Annotated in this window: 16 protein-coding genes, 1 tRNA gene and 1 pseudogene; 6 read left to right on the top strand and 12 right to left on the bottom strand. The window is 63.5% G+C overall.

The window, feature by feature from the left end:
- Both NATTI_RS0110375 and NATTI_RS0110380 read left to right on the top strand, forming a co-directional pair.
- Complete coding sequence (locus NATTI_RS0110375) at positions 1 to 711, top strand: enoyl-CoA hydratase/isomerase family protein (RefSeq protein WP_006087820.1); 711 nt, start codon at positions 1 to 3, stop codon at positions 709 to 711.
- A gap of 106 nt (positions 712 to 817) precedes the next feature.
- Positions 818 to 1,357, top strand: coding sequence for a GNAT family N-acetyltransferase (locus NATTI_RS0110380; protein WP_006087821.1), 540 nt, complete (start codon positions 818 to 820; stop codon positions 1,355 to 1,357).
- Between the two features lie 20 nt (positions 1,358 to 1,377).
- On the opposite strand, the gene NATTI_RS0110385 is transcribed toward NATTI_RS0110380, so the two are convergent.
- Complete coding sequence (locus NATTI_RS0110385; RefSeq protein ID WP_006087822.1) at positions 1,378 to 2,172, bottom strand: NAD+ synthase; 795 nt, start codon at positions 2,170 to 2,172, stop codon at positions 1,378 to 1,380.
- A gap of 228 nt (positions 2,173 to 2,400) precedes the next feature.
- On the opposite strand from NATTI_RS0110385, the gene NATTI_RS0110390 reads away from it, so the two are divergent.
- Positions 2,401 to 2,471: transfer RNA gene (locus NATTI_RS0110390), tRNA-Gly, on the top strand.
- A gap of 92 nt (positions 2,472 to 2,563) precedes the next feature.
- On the opposite strand, the gene NATTI_RS0110395 is transcribed toward NATTI_RS0110390, so the two are convergent.
- The 6 genes and pseudogenes from NATTI_RS0110395 to NATTI_RS0110420 form a co-directional block, all read right to left on the bottom strand.
- Complete coding sequence (locus NATTI_RS0110395) at positions 2,564 to 3,529, bottom strand: transcription initiation factor IIB (protein ID WP_027119118.1); 966 nt, start codon at positions 3,527 to 3,529, stop codon at positions 2,564 to 2,566.
- 142 nt (positions 3,530 to 3,671) lie between these two features.
- A complete protein-coding gene (locus tag NATTI_RS0110400; protein ID WP_006087824.1) occupies positions 3,672 to 5,036 on the bottom strand; it encodes a hypothetical protein in 1,365 nt (454 codons plus the stop codon).
- A gap of 175 nt (positions 5,037 to 5,211) precedes the next feature.
- Positions 5,212 to 5,646: a universal stress protein gene (locus tag NATTI_RS0110405; protein WP_006087825.1), complete on the bottom strand. Its 435-nt coding sequence runs from the start codon at positions 5,644 to 5,646 to the stop codon at positions 5,212 to 5,214.
- 138 nt (positions 5,647 to 5,784) lie between these two features.
- A complete protein-coding gene (locus tag NATTI_RS0110410) occupies positions 5,785 to 6,147 on the bottom strand; it encodes a hypothetical protein (protein WP_006087826.1) in 363 nt (120 codons plus the stop codon).
- A gap of 15 nt (positions 6,148 to 6,162) precedes the next feature.
- Entirely contained in the window at positions 6,163 to 6,402 is a 240-nt protein-coding gene (locus NATTI_RS0110415) for an amphi-Trp domain-containing protein (RefSeq protein WP_006087827.1), read from the bottom strand.
- 113 nt (positions 6,403 to 6,515) lie between these two features.
- Positions 6,516 to 6,653 (bottom strand): annotated as a pseudogene (locus tag NATTI_RS0110420) (ATPase domain-containing protein); the annotation flags it as partial.
- Positions 6,654 to 6,877: 224 nt separating this feature from the next.
- Here NATTI_RS0110420 and NATTI_RS0110425 point away from each other — a divergent pair.
- On the top strand, positions 6,878 to 7,735 hold the full coding sequence (locus NATTI_RS0110425; protein WP_006087829.1) for an NAD(+)/NADH kinase: 858 nt from the start codon (positions 6,878 to 6,880) through the stop codon (positions 7,733 to 7,735).
- Positions 7,736 to 7,922: 187 nt separating this feature from the next.
- Here NATTI_RS0110425 and NATTI_RS0110430 read toward each other — a convergent pair whose 3' ends face one another.
- On the bottom strand, positions 7,923 to 8,543 hold the full coding sequence (locus NATTI_RS0110430) for a DsbA family oxidoreductase (protein WP_006087830.1): 621 nt from the start codon (positions 8,541 to 8,543) through the stop codon (positions 7,923 to 7,925).
- Positions 8,544 to 8,693: 150 nt separating this feature from the next.
- Between NATTI_RS0110430 and NATTI_RS0110435 the strand changes: the two genes are divergently transcribed.
- Positions 8,694 to 9,758 (top strand): pyridoxal-phosphate-dependent aminotransferase family protein, encoded by a 1,065-nt coding sequence (locus tag NATTI_RS0110435; protein ID WP_006087831.1) that lies wholly within the window; start codon positions 8,694 to 8,696, stop codon positions 9,756 to 9,758.
- 37 nt (positions 9,759 to 9,795) lie between these two features.
- Here the strand turns inward: NATTI_RS0110435 and NATTI_RS0110440 are convergent, their stop codons facing one another.
- Positions 9,796 to 10,569: a hypothetical protein gene (locus tag NATTI_RS0110440; RefSeq protein WP_006087832.1), complete on the bottom strand. Its 774-nt coding sequence runs from the start codon at positions 10,567 to 10,569 to the stop codon at positions 9,796 to 9,798.
- A gap of 479 nt (positions 10,570 to 11,048) precedes the next feature.
- Positions 11,049 to 11,993, bottom strand: coding sequence for a nucleotidyltransferase domain-containing protein (locus NATTI_RS0110445; protein WP_019991799.1), 945 nt, complete (start codon positions 11,991 to 11,993; stop codon positions 11,049 to 11,051).
- 1,005 nt (positions 11,994 to 12,998) lie between these two features.
- Between NATTI_RS0110445 and mptA the strand changes: the two genes are divergently transcribed.
- Positions 12,999 to 13,937 (top strand): GTP cyclohydrolase MptA, encoded by a 939-nt coding sequence (mptA, locus tag NATTI_RS0110455; protein ID WP_006087834.1) that lies wholly within the window; start codon positions 12,999 to 13,001, stop codon positions 13,935 to 13,937.
- A 250-nt stretch (positions 13,938 to 14,187) separates the two neighbouring features.
- Here the strand turns inward: mptA and NATTI_RS0110460 are convergent, their stop codons facing one another.
- Positions 14,188 to 15,018 (bottom strand): PGF-CTERM sorting domain-containing protein, encoded by an 831-nt coding sequence (locus tag NATTI_RS0110460; protein WP_006087835.1) that lies wholly within the window; start codon positions 15,016 to 15,018, stop codon positions 14,188 to 14,190.
- Between the two features lie 90 nt (positions 15,019 to 15,108).
- Positions 15,109 to 15,912: a TrmB family transcriptional regulator gene (locus NATTI_RS0110465; protein WP_006087836.1), complete on the bottom strand. Its 804-nt coding sequence runs from the start codon at positions 15,910 to 15,912 to the stop codon at positions 15,109 to 15,111.
- Positions 15,913 to 15,939 lie beyond the last annotated feature (27 nt).

A 15,939-nucleotide genomic window follows, 5' to 3' on the forward strand; every position in this document is an offset into this window, starting at 1 on the left:
ATGATCGATCAGGAGGTCGATACCGACCGTTCCGTCCGTACCGTGGCGTTCGACCGCCCCGACGCGCGAAACGCGCTGACCGTGACGGGCCTCGAGACGCTCGAGCGCGCGATCGGCGATGCCGACGAGACCGTGATCTACCTCACTGGGAACGGGCCCGCCTTCTGTGCCGGTGCGGATCTCTCCGCGGTCGGCGACCTCAACGGTGACCGCGAGCGAGCCGTCGAGTTCGCTCGATTGGGCCAGCGCGTCGCCCGAACTATCGAGGACTCGCCGGCCGTCGTCGTCGCCGGGATCGACGGCCCCGCACGCGGCGGCGGTCTCGAGCTTGCACTCGCCTGTGACGTCCGCGTCGGAACCCCTGACTCGACCTACGGCGAGCCCGGTGTCACGTTCGGCCTCTTCGGCGCCTGGGGTGGCACCGTCCGCCTGCCGCGCGTAGTCGGTGAGGGCGACGCCCTCGAGTTCGCGCTCTCGGGTCGGACCGTCGACGCCGAGGAGGCGCTGCGGATGGGGCTGATATCCCGAATCGAGGACGAGCCGCGAACCGTCGCCGAGGAGATCAGCGAGAACGCCGACGACGCGCTCACCGTTCTGAAACGGCGGCTTCGAGATGACCGGGAGCGCGCGACTCAGGAGCGACTCGAGGCGGAGGCGTTCGGCGAACTCGTCGAGAACCACGCCGACGATATCGACGCCGTACTCGAGTGACGACCATCGAAGGCGTATTCGCGTGACAACCGCGGAGCCTGGGGCCGGAGCAGTAGACGTGTGTGCGACCCAACTATTTTTATTGTACCGGTGAGACCGATGGCTAATGCCCGATTCAGTGTTCCTCTCCGGCGACCGTATCGATCTTCGACCGATCGAGGAGGACGACCTCGAGTTTCTGCAACGGGAGATCAACGATCCGAAAATATGGCGGGCGATCGGCCGCTCGCGCCCGGTCAACGGGCCACAGGAACGGGAGTTTTTCGAGAACGTCGTCTGTGACGACGATACAGTAAACCTCCTCATCGTCGCCGATTCGTCGCCGGTGGGCACGATCGGCTTCAACACGATCGAGTGGGAGCCCCGGCAGGCGGAGATCGGCTACTGGGTCGCCCCGGAGCACCACGGACAGGGGTACGGCACCGACGCGGCGACCTGTCTCGTCACCTACGGCTTCGACCAGCTCGGTCTGCACAAGATCACCGCTCGCGTCTTCGAGTTCAACGAGCCCTCGAGGCGGCTCCTCGAGTCCGTGGGTTTCACCCGCGAAGGCGTCCACCGCGACGACGTGTTCGTCGATGGTGCGTTTCAGGACACCTACTGGTACGGGCTGCTCGAGGATGAGTGGCGGTCGCAGGCGGCGTAACCCTGGGTGGTGGTAGGCGATCAGTCCAACGGCTCGGGTGCCGGCGGCACCTGTCGTTTGTGCTCGCTGCGCTCGTACATCCCGCGGATCTTTTCGACCGTTTGCACCTCAATCTCGAGCAGCCGAGCAGTTGCGGCAACCGAAAGCGGGCCGTCGATGTGTGTCGCGAGGATCGAGTCGAGCGTCTCGTAGCTGACGCCCATCTCGTCCTCGTCGGTCTGGTCGTCCCATAGCTCCGCCGTCGGCGTTTTCGTGACGAGATCTTCGGGCACGCCGACGTGGGTGGCCAGCTGGCGAACCTGGGCCTTGTAGAGGTTGCCGATCGGGTGGCAGTCGACGGCCCCGTCGCCGTACTTGGTGAAGTAGCCGACCGCGGCCTCGCTACGGTTGCCGGTCCCCAGTACCAGCCGCGCCTCGTGGTTCGCGACGAGATAGTTCAGAACGGCGCGAACGCGCGCTCGAGCGTTACCGACGGCCTCGCGGTCGCCTTCGGCTTCGGGGTAGGCCGCGAGCAGCGAGTCGACGATCGGTTCGATTTCGATCACGTCGTAGCTGATCTCGAGATCCTGGGCGACCCGTTCGGCGTCGCTCATGTTCTCGCCGCTGCTGACGGTCGCCGGCAGAACGAGTCCGTGGACGTTCTCGGCCCCGAGTGCGTCGACGGCGAGATAGGCGGTGAGCGTGCTGTCGATTCCTCCCGAGAGGCCGAGGACGGCTCCCTCAGCACCTGCGGCGTCGACTCGGTCGCGAATGAAATCGGTGATGTGGTCGCGGTGCCGATCCAGTTCCGCTTCCGAAAAGCGAAGGTCGATCATAGGCGATGCTACGGGTGGCTCGTTCTAATAGCCTCCCCCTACGGGACAAAAGTGTACGAGTGTTTGGTTCTCGAGACGTTGGCGACGAAGGGGCTGCGGGGAGCGCTACGTTGAAGTGCGGTCGGCGGCTACGAACGGGTAACTCATAAATAGAGTGAGCGCAGTGCGCCGGTGGTGAGCAAATCCGAAGGATTTGCGATCCTCGGCGCGAGTGAATGAAATGAACGAGCGCCGGTGGTCTAGTGGCAGGACATAAGCTTCCCAAGCTTATAGCCCGGGTTCAACTCCCGGCCGGCGCATTTTTGATAATCTCTTCGGATACCGGTCGCTCGAGCCCTGAATCCACCGAAAATGACAGTACCAACCGATCGACGAAACCCAATAGAGCGCCCTACTCGTAGATGCCCATCGCTTCGATCTGCTCTTGGTACCGGTTTCGGATCGTGACCTCGGTCACCTGCGCGACGTCGGAGACCTCGCGCTGGGTCTTCTTTTCGTTACAGAGCAGGGAGGCAGCGTAGATCGCCGCTGCGGCGTAGCCGGTCGGCGACTTCCCCGAGAGCAGCCCCTTCTCGGTCGTCGTGTCGATGATTTCGTTGGCTTTCACCTGGACTTCTTCGGAGAGTTCGAGCTCCGAGCAGAATCGGGGCACGTACTTCTTCGGGTTGACCGGCTCCATCTCGAGGCCGAGTTCCTGGGCGACGTATCGATACGTGCGGCCGATCTCCTTGCGCTCGACCCGGGAGACGGCGGCGACTTCCTCGAGCGAGCGCGGGATGCCCTCCATGCGGCAGGCGGCGTAGAGCGTGCTGGTCGCGACGCCCTCGATGGAGCGCCCGCGGATGAGGTCCTCGTCGAGTGCGCGTCGGTACATCACGCAGGCGACCTCGCGGACGGATCGCGGGATCCCGAGCGAGGAGGCCATGCGGTCGGTTTCCGAGAGGGCGAACTGCAGGTTGCGCTCGCCGGCGTCCTTCGTACGGATTCGTTCCTGCCACTTGCGCAGGCGGCGCATCTGGTTGCGCTTGTCCGAGGAGATCGATCGCCCGTAGGCGTCCTGGTTCTTCCAGTCGATCGAGGTCGTCAGGCCCTTGTCGTGCATCGTCTGGGTCGTCGGCGCGCCGACGCGGGACTTGTTCTGCCGTTCGGAGTGATTGAACGCGCGCCACTCCGGGCCGCGGTCGATGTTTGCGCCTTCGACAATGAGTCCACACTGATCACAGACGAGTTCGCCCTGGTCCTCGCTCTTGACGAGCGTGCCACCGTCACACTCGTCACACACCCGCTCATGCGTTGCTTCGTCCGTTTTCTCGTCAGTTTCAGAATCACGTTGGCGTTGGCGGGTGGAACTTGCCATTTCATGTAGATAGCGAGTTGCAGGACCTTAAGGCCTCGCCGTCAAATAGTGACCACATTTACTTAGTCCCGTTCTGCTAGAGGTTGTGTCTCGAGCCGTAATCTGTTGTGGCGAACGGCTGCGGCACCGCGAGAGCGACGCCTCAGAAGTAGCCGAGCAGCGTCCCGCCGAGGACGACGACCCACATGACGACGCCGGCGATCAGCATGTCGTTGAACCGCGACTCGCGCGTTGCGCGTTTGGCCGCACCGCCGGCGATCAGCCCCAGCGCGACGACGACAAGCATTCGCTGGAGAACGACGTCGACGGGCAGCGAGTCCACGCCAAGCAGGCCGTAATCCAGCCAGATGGCCGCAGCGAGCGAGCCCGAGGCGACGATGGCGGCGTCAAGCCGCCGCGTAAGCGTTCCGGCAATCAGATACGTCGCCACGGGGATCCCGAGGGCGATCACCGGATACAGCAACGCGGCGATCATGTGCGGCGTCATGAACCCGGCGTTGCGCTCGAGCGCGATCCCGGCCAGTCGCACGCCGAGGAACATCGCGAGGATGGTAAACACGAGGATGATGTGGCCAGCCTCGAGTCGGTCGTAGGCGGCCGCGATCCGACGGCGGTCGACGTCGGTCAGGTGGTCGTCGATCGCATCGGGCGTGTGATCGGAGACCTCTTCGGAACCGGTTTCTCTGCTAATGCCGGTACTGGCGGTCCTAGCACGTCGCCTGGCCACGAGGCCGACACCCGCGGGCAGGAGGATCATGCCGGTGAGATCGACGACAGTCGCCCAGCCGTCCGAATCCGAGGGCCCGTCGTTGTCGAGGTAGATACGGCGCACGTCCTGATCAACGTCGATCCGCGGGTGATCCATGAAGTCCCGCTCGATTTTTGTCTGGGCGGCTTCGACACCGTCGACGCGGTGGCGAAGCGTGAACCAGTCGAAGTGCTCGGTGTGGGCCTGCATCGCCACCCACTGATCGTCCGAGTTCGGGCTCTCGTAGAGCCGAATGTGGTATCGCTGGCCGTAGTAGTCTCCGTCCTCGAGCTGCCCCGACTCGTCGGTCCAGTAGGCGTCCTCGTCAGGACCCGGATCGACGTACGCGTAGCGGGTCGTCCCGTGGGCGTCACCCCACTCGATTCCCGTCGCGTGCCGGTCGTGTTCCTCGAGGAACTCCTGTTCCTGGAGGACGGTTTCGTTGTCTTCGTACTCCGCTTCTACCGCTTCGATCTCTTCCCAGTCTCCGTCGGACTCTTCGGTCATCATCCGCAGGATGTCGTCGCTGTCTCCGCGAACGATGACGTTGAGCGGACTGCGCTGCTGGAAGCGCTCTGCCGGGCTGAGGTACCGCCAGAACTCGCTGTCAGACTCCTCGAGGGAGGTCATGCTCGGCGAGACCTCCGTTTCGTCGGGTGCGACGGTGTCGGTCGAAGGGGAGAACAACAACGACGGTCCGCCGACGAAGAGAAAGGAGAGCGCGAGTAACGTGACGGCGATGACGAGCGAACGGCGCATTCGAACTCACCTAGTGACTACCGACATATCAATATAGGTGGTCGATTCGCGCCGATATCGATGCCAACACGGCTGCTACTGCCGGTTACTGTGAATCACTCGACCACAACGGTTGACAGGTTCGATGAAACGGTGACCACCAGCCGGAGACGCTGACTGGAACTCGGCTACTGCATCAGCCGTCGACGTCCGGTCCGACCGTTAGAACGGGGACCGGCGCCCGCCGAACGACGCGCTGGGAGACGCTGCCGACGACGTTGGTCTCGTACTCGTCGCCGCTCGTTCCCATAACGATCAGGTCGACGTCGTGGTCGCTCGCGTAGTCGACGATTTGCTCGGCGGGATGTCCCGTCTCGATCGATGTCTCGACCTCGAGACCGCGGCCGAGAGCCGCCGTTGCCGCGTCGTCGACCGCGTCACGGGCGTTCGCCCGGAGATCGGCTCGAACCGCGGCGACGCGGTCGTCGTCGAGCACCAGAAACGCCCGATCGTCGACGATCGAGAGCACGTGGACCGTCGCGGATCTCGTCGCTGCGATGTCGATCGCGTGCGTTGCGGCGACCGCCGCCTGATCGCTTCCGTCAGTGGGAACGAGGATTGTGTCGTACATTGCGACCCTACTCGAGAGTCTCGAGCGGGGTGAAAAAGCAGTTGCTGTGATTTTTCACTGGTGGGAACGCCGTTGGCACTTCGCCGGACACGCCAACGCTCGGGACACTGTTCGTCGGAAACGGCGAGGGTCGAAACGCTAAACGCCCGGAATGCCGAGTGCCTCCGGCGCGACGATCCCAACCAGTGACGTTGCGTAGACGATCGCGACGGCGACGACCCAGGCGAGGATACCGATCGCGGCGGCGGTTCCCCACCCGCCGGGGTATCTCCAATGGATCACGCCGACCCAGGCGACGAGCATTACGACGATCCCGAGCAAGGGGATCCAGCCGGCGAAATAGCTCGTCGCCGCCCAGACGGCCGCGCCGATCAGTGCGGTCACCGCGGCGTTGGCGATCCCCGCGTCTCGGTCCAGGACGATCCGGACGCCGCCCAGAATCGCGACCGTCCCGACGACGAGACTGAGACCGAAGATAACGGCGGCATCGATGGCAGACATCGGTTCAGGAGTGGATCAGGGCTTCCAGCTCAGCTCGATCTTGATCGTCTCGCGGCTGCCCCGAAGCATCGAGCTCCGTTCGACGACGTCCACGGAGCAGTCGACCTCCTCGGGCGGATTGAGCGATACCGTCTTATTGCCGACGTCAACATGGACCTCCTCGCTACCCCGGTCGAACTCCTCGGAGAGCCCCGCGAGGTACGCGGCGAGTTCGGATCGAGTGAGTTTCTCGTCGGCCGTTGTCCGTTGAGCCATAGCCATCGGTGACGGCGAGAGGCGCAAAAGTATGAGCAACGAACGCGGTCCTAACACGCTCTTACTAGTGAATGAGTGCCGTCACACCCCCAACGCAGCGTTCACAACTGGTCTCAGAAGAGGTTCGCCTGTTGATAGACCGAGATCCCCTCGTTCGTGATCTCGTAGGGCTTTTTCTCCCGGGAGTGGTTCGCGTCCCGGATCTTCTGGATCTCGATCGCGAGTTGGGGTTCGCGAAAGTCGTCCGGTCGTCGGGCAGCCATCGACGAATCGACCGGAGTGTTCGAGGACATGCTCATACGAGGTGGGCGACGCACGCGTCACCGTTCAGCTAGCTCGAGTGTGCCCCATGACGATGAATGTTGTTGCCGGACGGGTTCTCACGGGACCGCGGGTGTCGCGCCGCCGCCCAAACCGACTGTTCCGACACGGGCAAAACGTGGCTTTTTGACGACGGGACGGCTACTCGCCGGCAATGGACGCCGCCGTCGGCATCGTCGCACAACGGGACAACGAGCGCGCACAGGGACTCGCCGCGAAACTGGTCGAGACGCTCGAGCGCGGCGTCGACCACGGGGGAACGAGCGGCGTAGAAACGGTCGTCGACGACGCGACCGGCGAGGCGATCGGCGAACCCGCAGTGCCGGTCGCCGCGATGGCCGACCGGGACCTCGTCGTGAGCATCGGCGGCGACGGCACGCTGCTGTTCGTCGCACGAGAGGTTGGCTCCACGCCGATTCTCGGGGTCAATTTCGGCGAGGTGGGGTTTCTCAACGCCGTCGCGCCTGCCGACGCCGTCGACGTTGTCACCGATCTCGTCTCGCAGCGTCGCGAAACCGGCGCATTCGAGGGCCGCAAACTCGCCCGACTCGAGGCGAGCGCTCCCGACGGCGACTGGACGCTCGAGCCGGCGCTCAACGAGGTCGTCGTCCACGGCAAGCGACGAGGCCACGGCGGCGGCGCGACGATCGAGGTTCGGGTCGACGGCGACCAGTACACCGAGAGCCGCGCCGATGGCGTGCTCGTAGCGACGCCGACCGGCTCGACCGCGTACAACCTGAGCGAGGGCGGGCCGCTCGTCCATCCCTCGATGGACGCCCTCGTCGTCACGCAGATGGCCGCTGCGGACGCGATGCCGCCGCTGGTCGTCGACCCCGAAACGGATCTCGAACTCACCGTCTCCGGATCAGACACCGCCTACGTGATCAACGACGGGCGGAATCGACAGCAACTCGAGCCCCCCGCGACGGTCGCCGTTTCACTCGCAGACGATCCCGTCACGCTCGTCGGCCCGCGAGAGGATTTCGTGGAGAGCCTCGGGAAACTCGAGTGAGTCAGCGACGTATCGGGTGAGTGTAGTAGCCACTGGATGGCAGGTCTGGGTGGCCTGCGCTGTCTCGCGATGAGCAGATCGCTCGAGTGCCTCTCCCTTCGGTGCAAAGACGTCATCAGTACAGCCGATCAGAACCCGACTCCCCCTCGAGATCCGTCATGGCAACCGATTCGACACGATCCTCTTCTCAGTCGAGTAACTGCTCGAGTTGGGCCGGCGGCACGGCACCGCGAGCGACCTGTTCGCCGGAAACGAACGTCGGGACGCCGGTGATCCCGCGCCGCTGGGCCACGGAGAACCGGTCCTCGAGTTCGGTTCGAAGCCCCTCGTCGTCGATCGCGGACCGGACTTCGCCGACCGGTAGCCCGACCGCCTCAGCGATGTCGGCCAGCACCTCCTCGTCGCCGATATCTCGCCCGTCTTGCCAGAGCGCATCGTAGACCGCTTCGTCGAAGGCCGCCCACTGGTCGGGGTACTCCTGTTTGACGTACCACGACGCCTGCTGGGCCGACAGCGAGTCGACCTCGATCGCCAGTTCCTGAGCCATCTCGACGCCGTACTCCGCTTGCAGCCGACGCACGTTCTGTTTTGCCTGTTCGAAGTACTGGTCGTCCTTGCCGTCCTCGGCGTCGTGATCGATCGAGCCGTCCGGGTTCCGCTTCCCGCTGCGGAGATCGAACGGCCGCCAGTCGACCTCGAGTGGCTCTTCGTGCTGTGTGCGATACTGCTCGAAGGATTTCTTCCCCAGATAGCAGAACGGACAGACGTAGTCGGCGTAGAGTTCGACTCGCTGAATTTCGTCGGACATACACGCAGTAGGGGGTCGAAACTCAAAAGCCGACGGCAACCGGCACGCTCCGCACGCGACGTCCCGAACCGACTAGTGGGGCACGTCCCGTAACTGGCTACTGGGGCACGTCCCGTAACCGGCTAATGGGTGCAGACCGCAGGGGACGGTATGCGATTCACGCCAGGTCCGACGACGGTCCCGCCGGCGGTCCGAGAAGCGATGGCCGCGGAGCAGCCGAATCCCGATCTCGAACCCGAATTCGCCGAACGATACGACGATGTCTGTGCGAAACTCGCGGAGATCTACGACACGTCCCACGACGTCGTCGTTCCCGGGGGAGAGGGAATCCTCGGCCTCGAGGCGGCCATCGCCTCGCTGGTCGCCCCCGGCGATCGGGTGCTCTGCGTCTCGAACGGACTCTACGGCGACGGGTTCGCGGACTTCGTCAACTCCTCCGACGGCGAGGCCGAACTCGTCTCCGCGCCGTACGACGAGGGGTACGATCTCGAGACGATCGCGACGGCGCTCGAGGACGCCGACGACGCGGGCGATCCGTTCACACTGGCGACGCTGGTTCACTGCGAGACGCCCACCGGGACGCTCAACGAGATGGGGCCCGTCCTCGACCTGCTCGAGGAGCACGACGTCCTGAGCGTCGTGGACGCCGTCTCGTCGCTCGGTGGGACGCCAGTTCCCACCGACCGGATCGATGTCTGTCTCGGTGCCTCCCAGAAGTGTTTCAGCGCGCCACCGGGGCTGACAACGGCCGCGATCAGCGACCGCGCGTGGGCGGCGATGGAGGAACGCGATCCGTCCTCGCTCTACACGAACTTCCTCCCGTGGCGGGACGTCTCCGGGGGGTTCCCCTACACCCACCTGGACGCGAACGTCGCCGCACTCGACGCGGCGCTCGATCGACTGCTCGAGGAGAGCCTCGACTCCGTTTTCGAGCGCCACGAGGACGCCGCCGAGCGGTGTCGAGAGCGAGGGGCCGAACTCGGACTCGAGCTGTATCCCGACCACGAGCGATCGTCTCCGACGGTGACGGCGTTTCACCTCCCGGGCGAGGCCACGCGAGTACAACGACGAGTCGCGGACGAGGCGGATATCGTGCTAGCGACCGGACTCGGCGAGATGGAAGACGACATCCTTCGGTTCGGGCACATGGGGTACAACGCTGAAGTCGAAAAGGTCGATCGGGCGATGGACGCCGTCGAAGCCGTACTGGAGTAGTGCTCGCCTCGAGTAGATGGCGCAGCAGTAGAACGGCTTAGCTCCCGTTTGCGTCCCCGGCCGCAGCCGCACTTGCGCTCTCGTCGGTCGTCCCCGTCACGTCCGGCAGGTTGGGATCTCGGTACGGATTTCGGCCGTAGGCGGGCAACTCCTCCTCGAGTTGCTCTTTGAGCACGCGTCGAAGCCGATTCAGGCTCGTCGTGTCCAGTCCGTAGTCGGCTGCGAGGCGTTTGAACGTCTCCTCGTCGGTGATATCGTGGGCTCGGTACTGACCGAACAGCTCCTCCATGCGGTCGGGCGACAGCGCCTGCGTGTCGATATCGTCCAGTCCGAAGTACTGCTGGCGGTCGACATCGACGACGTGGCGGATGACGACCAGCGCGACCTTTGGGATTGCCCGCTGACTACCGAACTCGGTGAGATCGATCTCGTCCATGACGCCCAGCGCGAGGTCACGCTGCCACGGCGTCACGTCGAGGGCGTTACACAGCGCCTGTGTCGTCCGGAGACGATCGAGGTGGTGGGCGCGCTCGCTGTAGCCCGGCGTCGCGCCGTGTTGCTCGTCGTGGAGCCGACGGATGCTTTCGGAGAGATCCGCGTCGGGGGATTCCGCGCGGCCGATGACGGTCGCACTTGGCGTGACGACGCCCCACTGTCGGACCGTCGAGTCGCGCTGGACGTCCGCCCGGGAGAGCGACCCGGAGCCTGGCCGCGTCTCGAGGCGGCGGTCCTCGTCGTACTCGAGTCGCTGGCCGTCGCCGACGGCGGGAGGGTGGTCGACGCCCGGGGGTTCAGCACCGTCGTCTCTCATTACCTCCCGCTCAGACAGGCAGACGGAAAAAGGCTCGCTCCAGTTGGCTGGTCTCTCAGGCAGACTGACACCACGGGCTGACTGATCCTAGAACGGATAGGTCTCCGCGCCGCTCACGGCGGTTTCTTCGATATACGCAGCGCTGGGGCTCTCGAGTATATGGGGTCCGCGAAAAGCTCTTCGTAGCTTAACCTTGTGACCAAAGACACTTAAAGAACGTGCGGTCGTGGTGACACTTGACTTCAGTGAGCGGAAATGTCGCCACTGGACGGTGTGAGTGCAGGAGAACGACCGTCTTCCCGTCGTATCTACACCTTGTGACCAGAACCACTTAAAGAACCGCGGAGCCACGACAGTCCGGTGTGAATGCAGACTACGATTAGCAGTGGCTGGTCAGTTGAGTACTCCACGAGAAGCGACCGTTCTTCCGTCGTATCTACACCTTGTGACCAGAAGTACTTAAAGAGCGAATCGACTTCCTACTCGGTCGCAGCGATCATCTCGTCGACGGACTCGTCCAGTCTCGTGACATCTGGTCCCTCTCGTGCGTGAATCTCGGGATCAATCCCTTGTGGCGGATGGGCGAACTCGTGGCCGACGGCGTCGCCGATTTCGACGGCTCCTTCCCCCGCTCGCTTCCGCTCGAGTAACTCACGAGCCCTCTCGATCCGTTCCGCGTCGAAGACCGCTGGCGCTTGCTCGGTCAGGAACGCCTCGAACTCGAGCGCCGGCAGGTCGTGCTCGCCCCGCTCACCGGCCGCCCTCAGGTATCGAGCCGACATCGCGGCCCGACAGATCGTCAGGTTCCGTTTCACCGTGGGTTTCGTCTGCGTCTCGGCGTACCGTTCGTCGTCAGCCGAAATCGTCGCCGTTCCGTCGTCGGTTTCGACGACGTAGGCGTCGTCGTCCTCGAGCACCTCGAGGATCGGAAACAGTTCGTCGTCGGTGGACACCAGGTGGTGGGAAACGTACTTGCGGTAGTTGCTGGTTGCGATGCCGCGCCACGCGTGATAGAGATCCATGGGGTTGTACGCCTCCTCGATGTATTCGGCGAGTTCGGTCGGATCGTAACCGGTGCGATAGCGAATCGGACTCCGGAGCAGATCGATCGCGCCGTCGTTGGAGTCCGCGAGCAGTTTCGCGAACGTCCGGACGTCCCAGCCCTGACATTCGATCTCGGCGGTCCTTGCGTCGGTGTCGCTCGCCGCGTGGATCGTCGTCGGGGGCGTCTCGAGGTGGGCGTACTGCCGTAAATCGTCCGGTACGAAGACGAAGCCGACGTCGTAGTCACTCTCGGAACTTGCCGCACCCCAGGCGTGGCTGCCGCGGGCGGCCGCCAGCGCGATAGAGACGTCGCGATCGCGTTCGATCGCGGTCAGCAACTCGTCGACGCTTTCTGAGACGTGGTCCGGAACGGTGGCCATAGCTGTCGCTCGAGTACTGGAAAATAACGAATCGAAAACGCGGTGTGACCGCGCCGAAATGCCCTTCGTAGCTTTACCTTGTGACCAGAGGCACTTAAAGGACGCCGGCTATCGGCGTCGGTCCCAACCCTGAGAACACATTTACGTGATAATGGATTAATGCTGGAACGATGACTGATATGAGTCCGTCTTCACGGTGGCTTCCCAATCGCCCGCCGTCAGTAACTGAAATCTCTCTGGCAACCGTCTTCTCCGTCACGTGGGTCCCTCTTCAGTTCGTTCGCCTCGAGGCAGTCTCTTGGCCGTCCGTAGCGGTCGGCTTTCTGTTAACAGCTGTGTTAATTGGACCGGTCGCCAGCTCATCGTTCGGCAAACGAATCGAGGATCGGGCTCAGTCCGTTGGATTGATTTGGCGTGTTCTCGGCTTGGCGACCATCATCGTGGTTCTCATATCGATAGCGAGGTACGCGGTATCAGAGCCGGCGGGCATCAGCTTCTCGTTGGGCGGAATCTGTGCCGCGAGCACGGTTGCTTGGGCGCAACTGATCCGATTCCGATCGATTTCGCGCTAGTCGCAGTGAGATAACCAACCACTCGAATTGCGGTCGCATCCATACACGGCCATTTAATTCTCCGAACGTGACGTTGACCAATAGAACCTCTGCGATAGCACATCGCAGCCGTTGCTGCCCGACGTGAACACCTGAGAAGCGAGCGTTCTCTCGTCATAGCTCCACCTTGTGACCAGAAGTACGTAAAGCGAAATTGAACGGGCACTCTCGAGCAGCCGCGGATACTCGCCAGTGGCGAATCGGTGAGTCCGTAGAAGCCTGCGTTCTCCCGTCGTATCTTCACCTTGTGACCAGAAGCACTTAAAGGACGGTCGAGAGCTGGACGCGAGTCGAAGATCGATTCAACCGATCGAGACCGGCAAGAGTGCCAGACTGTCCACCGAGGACTGCAGCTTTCGAAAGGTTGAATCGCCCCCTCCCCTGAATGCGGACAATGAGTCACCAACTCCCGGACGTGCAGGCAACGTCGCCCGACGTCACCGTCGGCCTGAGTCAGGTCGGCGTCACCGGCGTCGACAAACTCGTCAAGATCGCCCGCGAGGGTAAACGCCCCATCGTGCTCACCGCCGAGTTCGAGGTCTTCGTCGACCTTCCCGGCTGGCGCAAGGGCGCGGACATGAGCCGTAACATGGAGGTCATCGACGAAATTCTCGAGGAGGCCACCCGCGAGGAGGCCTACCGCGTCGAGGACGTCTGTGGCGACGCCGCCGAACGGCTGCTCGAGAAACACGACTACACCTCCACCGCGAAGGTCTCGATGGAAGCGGAGTTCATGCGCCGCGAGCAGACGCCCGCGAGCGACCGCGAGACCCAGCACACGGTCGATATCATCGCCGCAGCCACGGCGACGGAGGAGGGAACCCGCGAAGAGATCGGCGCGGAGGTCACCGGGATGACCGTCTGTCCGTGCTCGCAGGGGATGTCGGCCTCGCGCGCGAAACAGACGCTCGAGGATCTGGGCGTCGAGCAGGGGACGATCACCGACTTCCTGGACCAAGTCCCGCAGCCGGGTCACTCCCAGCGCGGCCACGCGACCCTGACCATCGAAGCGAGCGGCGACCCCGAGGTCGACCTGAACGACGTCATCGACATCGCGCGCGACGCGATGAGTGCCCGGATCTACAATCTCGCGAAGCGACCGGACGAGGATCATATGACTTTCGACGCGCACTCGGACGCGAAGTTCGTCGAGGACTGCGTGCGCGCGCTGGCCGAAGGCGTCGTCGACGAGTTCGACCACCTCGCGGACGACGCTGTGATCACGATGAAACAGTCCAACGACGAGTCGATCCACCAGCACAACGCCCACGCCGACCGCGTCGTTGACATGGGCACGCTGCGCGAGGAGGTCAACGGCGACTTCGAGCGCTAAGCCGCCGATCGATATCCGTCACTGTCCGTTTCTGTTCGTCTGCAGTCCTTTCGTCGGCACGTCCATCGGTAACGGCATGGGCTTCGTCCGGCCTCTCGCTCGAGATGCTCGATAACTCGGTTTCTGTGCTTTCGGACGATCCGCCGCCGAGTCGGCTGCGCGAGTAGCGGTACAGCACCGGCACCGCTGAGTCGATTCGACGTGTGCCAAACGACGGACTCCACGAGTCGGTATCGGTGCCGTCCGCCCGCTATCGGGGGTCCATTCGACGGCGTCCCGTCAGCAGCGCGGCGAGACAGAGGGCGGCGAGGGCGACGGCACCGCCGAAGCCTGGCATGCTATCGTCGTCGCCGTCATCGCTGTCGTCCGCGGACGCACTCTCAGTATCGTCGTCGCCGTCGTCGCTGTCGTCTGCAGATGCACTCTCAGTATCGTCGTCGGTACTCTCGTTGTCCGCATCGGTGTCTTCCTCGACATCGAGTTCGATCCCGCCGTCGAGGGCTGCCTCGATGAACAGTTCGTCGGTGTGTTCGTCGTGGAGGTTCCACACCGCCACGTTGCCGTCGACCTCGTGGGCGTTCGAATCGGTGATTTCGCCGGGCATGTTCACCTGATACGTAATCTCGGAGAGTTCGGGATCGTCGTCGGGATCCTGAACGTTGAACTCCTCGTAGACGACTGTTTCGTCGTCCGCCTCGACATCGATGTGCGGTTCGCCGCTCGTATCGACGTCTTCGAGCGTTACCGATAACTCGTACCCGCCGTCGGTCTCCGTCACCGTTACCGATGCGTTGCCGACCCACTCGTCCGCTTCGAACAGCGATTCGTACCACTCTTCAACCGTTTCGTAGCCGTCCGCCTCGGCGAACATCATGTACTCCTCGTACGTCTCGTCTGTCAGTCCCATAGACACTTCCATCTGCTCGAGCGACCCGTCTTCGGAGACGGTCACTTCCATGCTCCCAGAGCCGACGTCCTCCTCTGCCGCGACGGGTGCCGCTACGCCGCCGAACGCCATCGCCAGTAGAACGAGCGCCGCTACCCCGATCGTTACGGTCGATCCGTCAGTGAGTGAACGCATACGCGGACTTTCTGCGTAGCTATCATAAATGTGTTTGCTCGGTGAGTTGCCGTTGTCCGCTGCGTCGATCAGTGAGTATCCACACCGACGTTAAAACTCGAGCGGGTCCGCCTCGTCCCAGCGCGGGACGAACTCCTCGTGAACGTTCGCCGCGAACTCGGGATCCTTGAGATCGATCATCCCGAACGCGTCGCCCGAGGAGAGTGGGTTTGGTACCTGAATACACACTTCGACGCCGTCGATGATGTTGAACGAGCCAGAGACGTCGTCGTTCGTTCGCACGTCGAACTCGTCGCGCTGCTGGAGGGTCTCCCGGTAGCGTCGGCCCACCTCCTCGGAGAGCGACGAGACCATCTGGCGAGTCATCAAGAGATCGACTGTGACGCCCCGATCGAGGGCGTCTTCGACCTCCGCGTTAACTTCCTTGCTGACGGCCTGTAAGTCCCACTGCGGGGCCGGATCCGCGGAGACCATCACGATGTGGTCGTCGGCGGCTGCGAGTCGCTCGAGGAGGAGATCGATCGTCTCGTCGGGACCGACGGCGGCCGTCCAGAACTGGTCTTCGACCGGCTCCGCCGCATCGAGTTCGTCGGCCAGATCGTCGACGATCGACTCGTACTGGTCGGCCTTCTCCTCGAGTTCGCGCTTCTTGTCGTCGAGCAGCCGATCGAGGGCCGTCGACGGCTCGACGGCGACGTACTTCTTCGGCCGGCTCGCGGTCTGACTCCGGACGAGGTTGTACTGTTCGATGCTGTTTAACACGTCGTAGATCCGCCCCATCGGCACGTCGCTCGCCCGCGACAACTCCTTGGCCGTTGTGGGGCCGGTGTTGAGGAGCGCTCGATACGCTCGAGCCTCGTATTCCGAGAGCCCGAGATCCCTGAGACTGGACATGTGCTGACAGACCAACCGAAGAAACAT

It is taken from the genome of Natronorubrum tibetense GA33, assembly GCF_000383975.1.
Taxonomy (GTDB): Archaea; Halobacteriota; Halobacteria; order Halobacteriales; family Natrialbaceae; genus Natronorubrum; species Natronorubrum tibetense.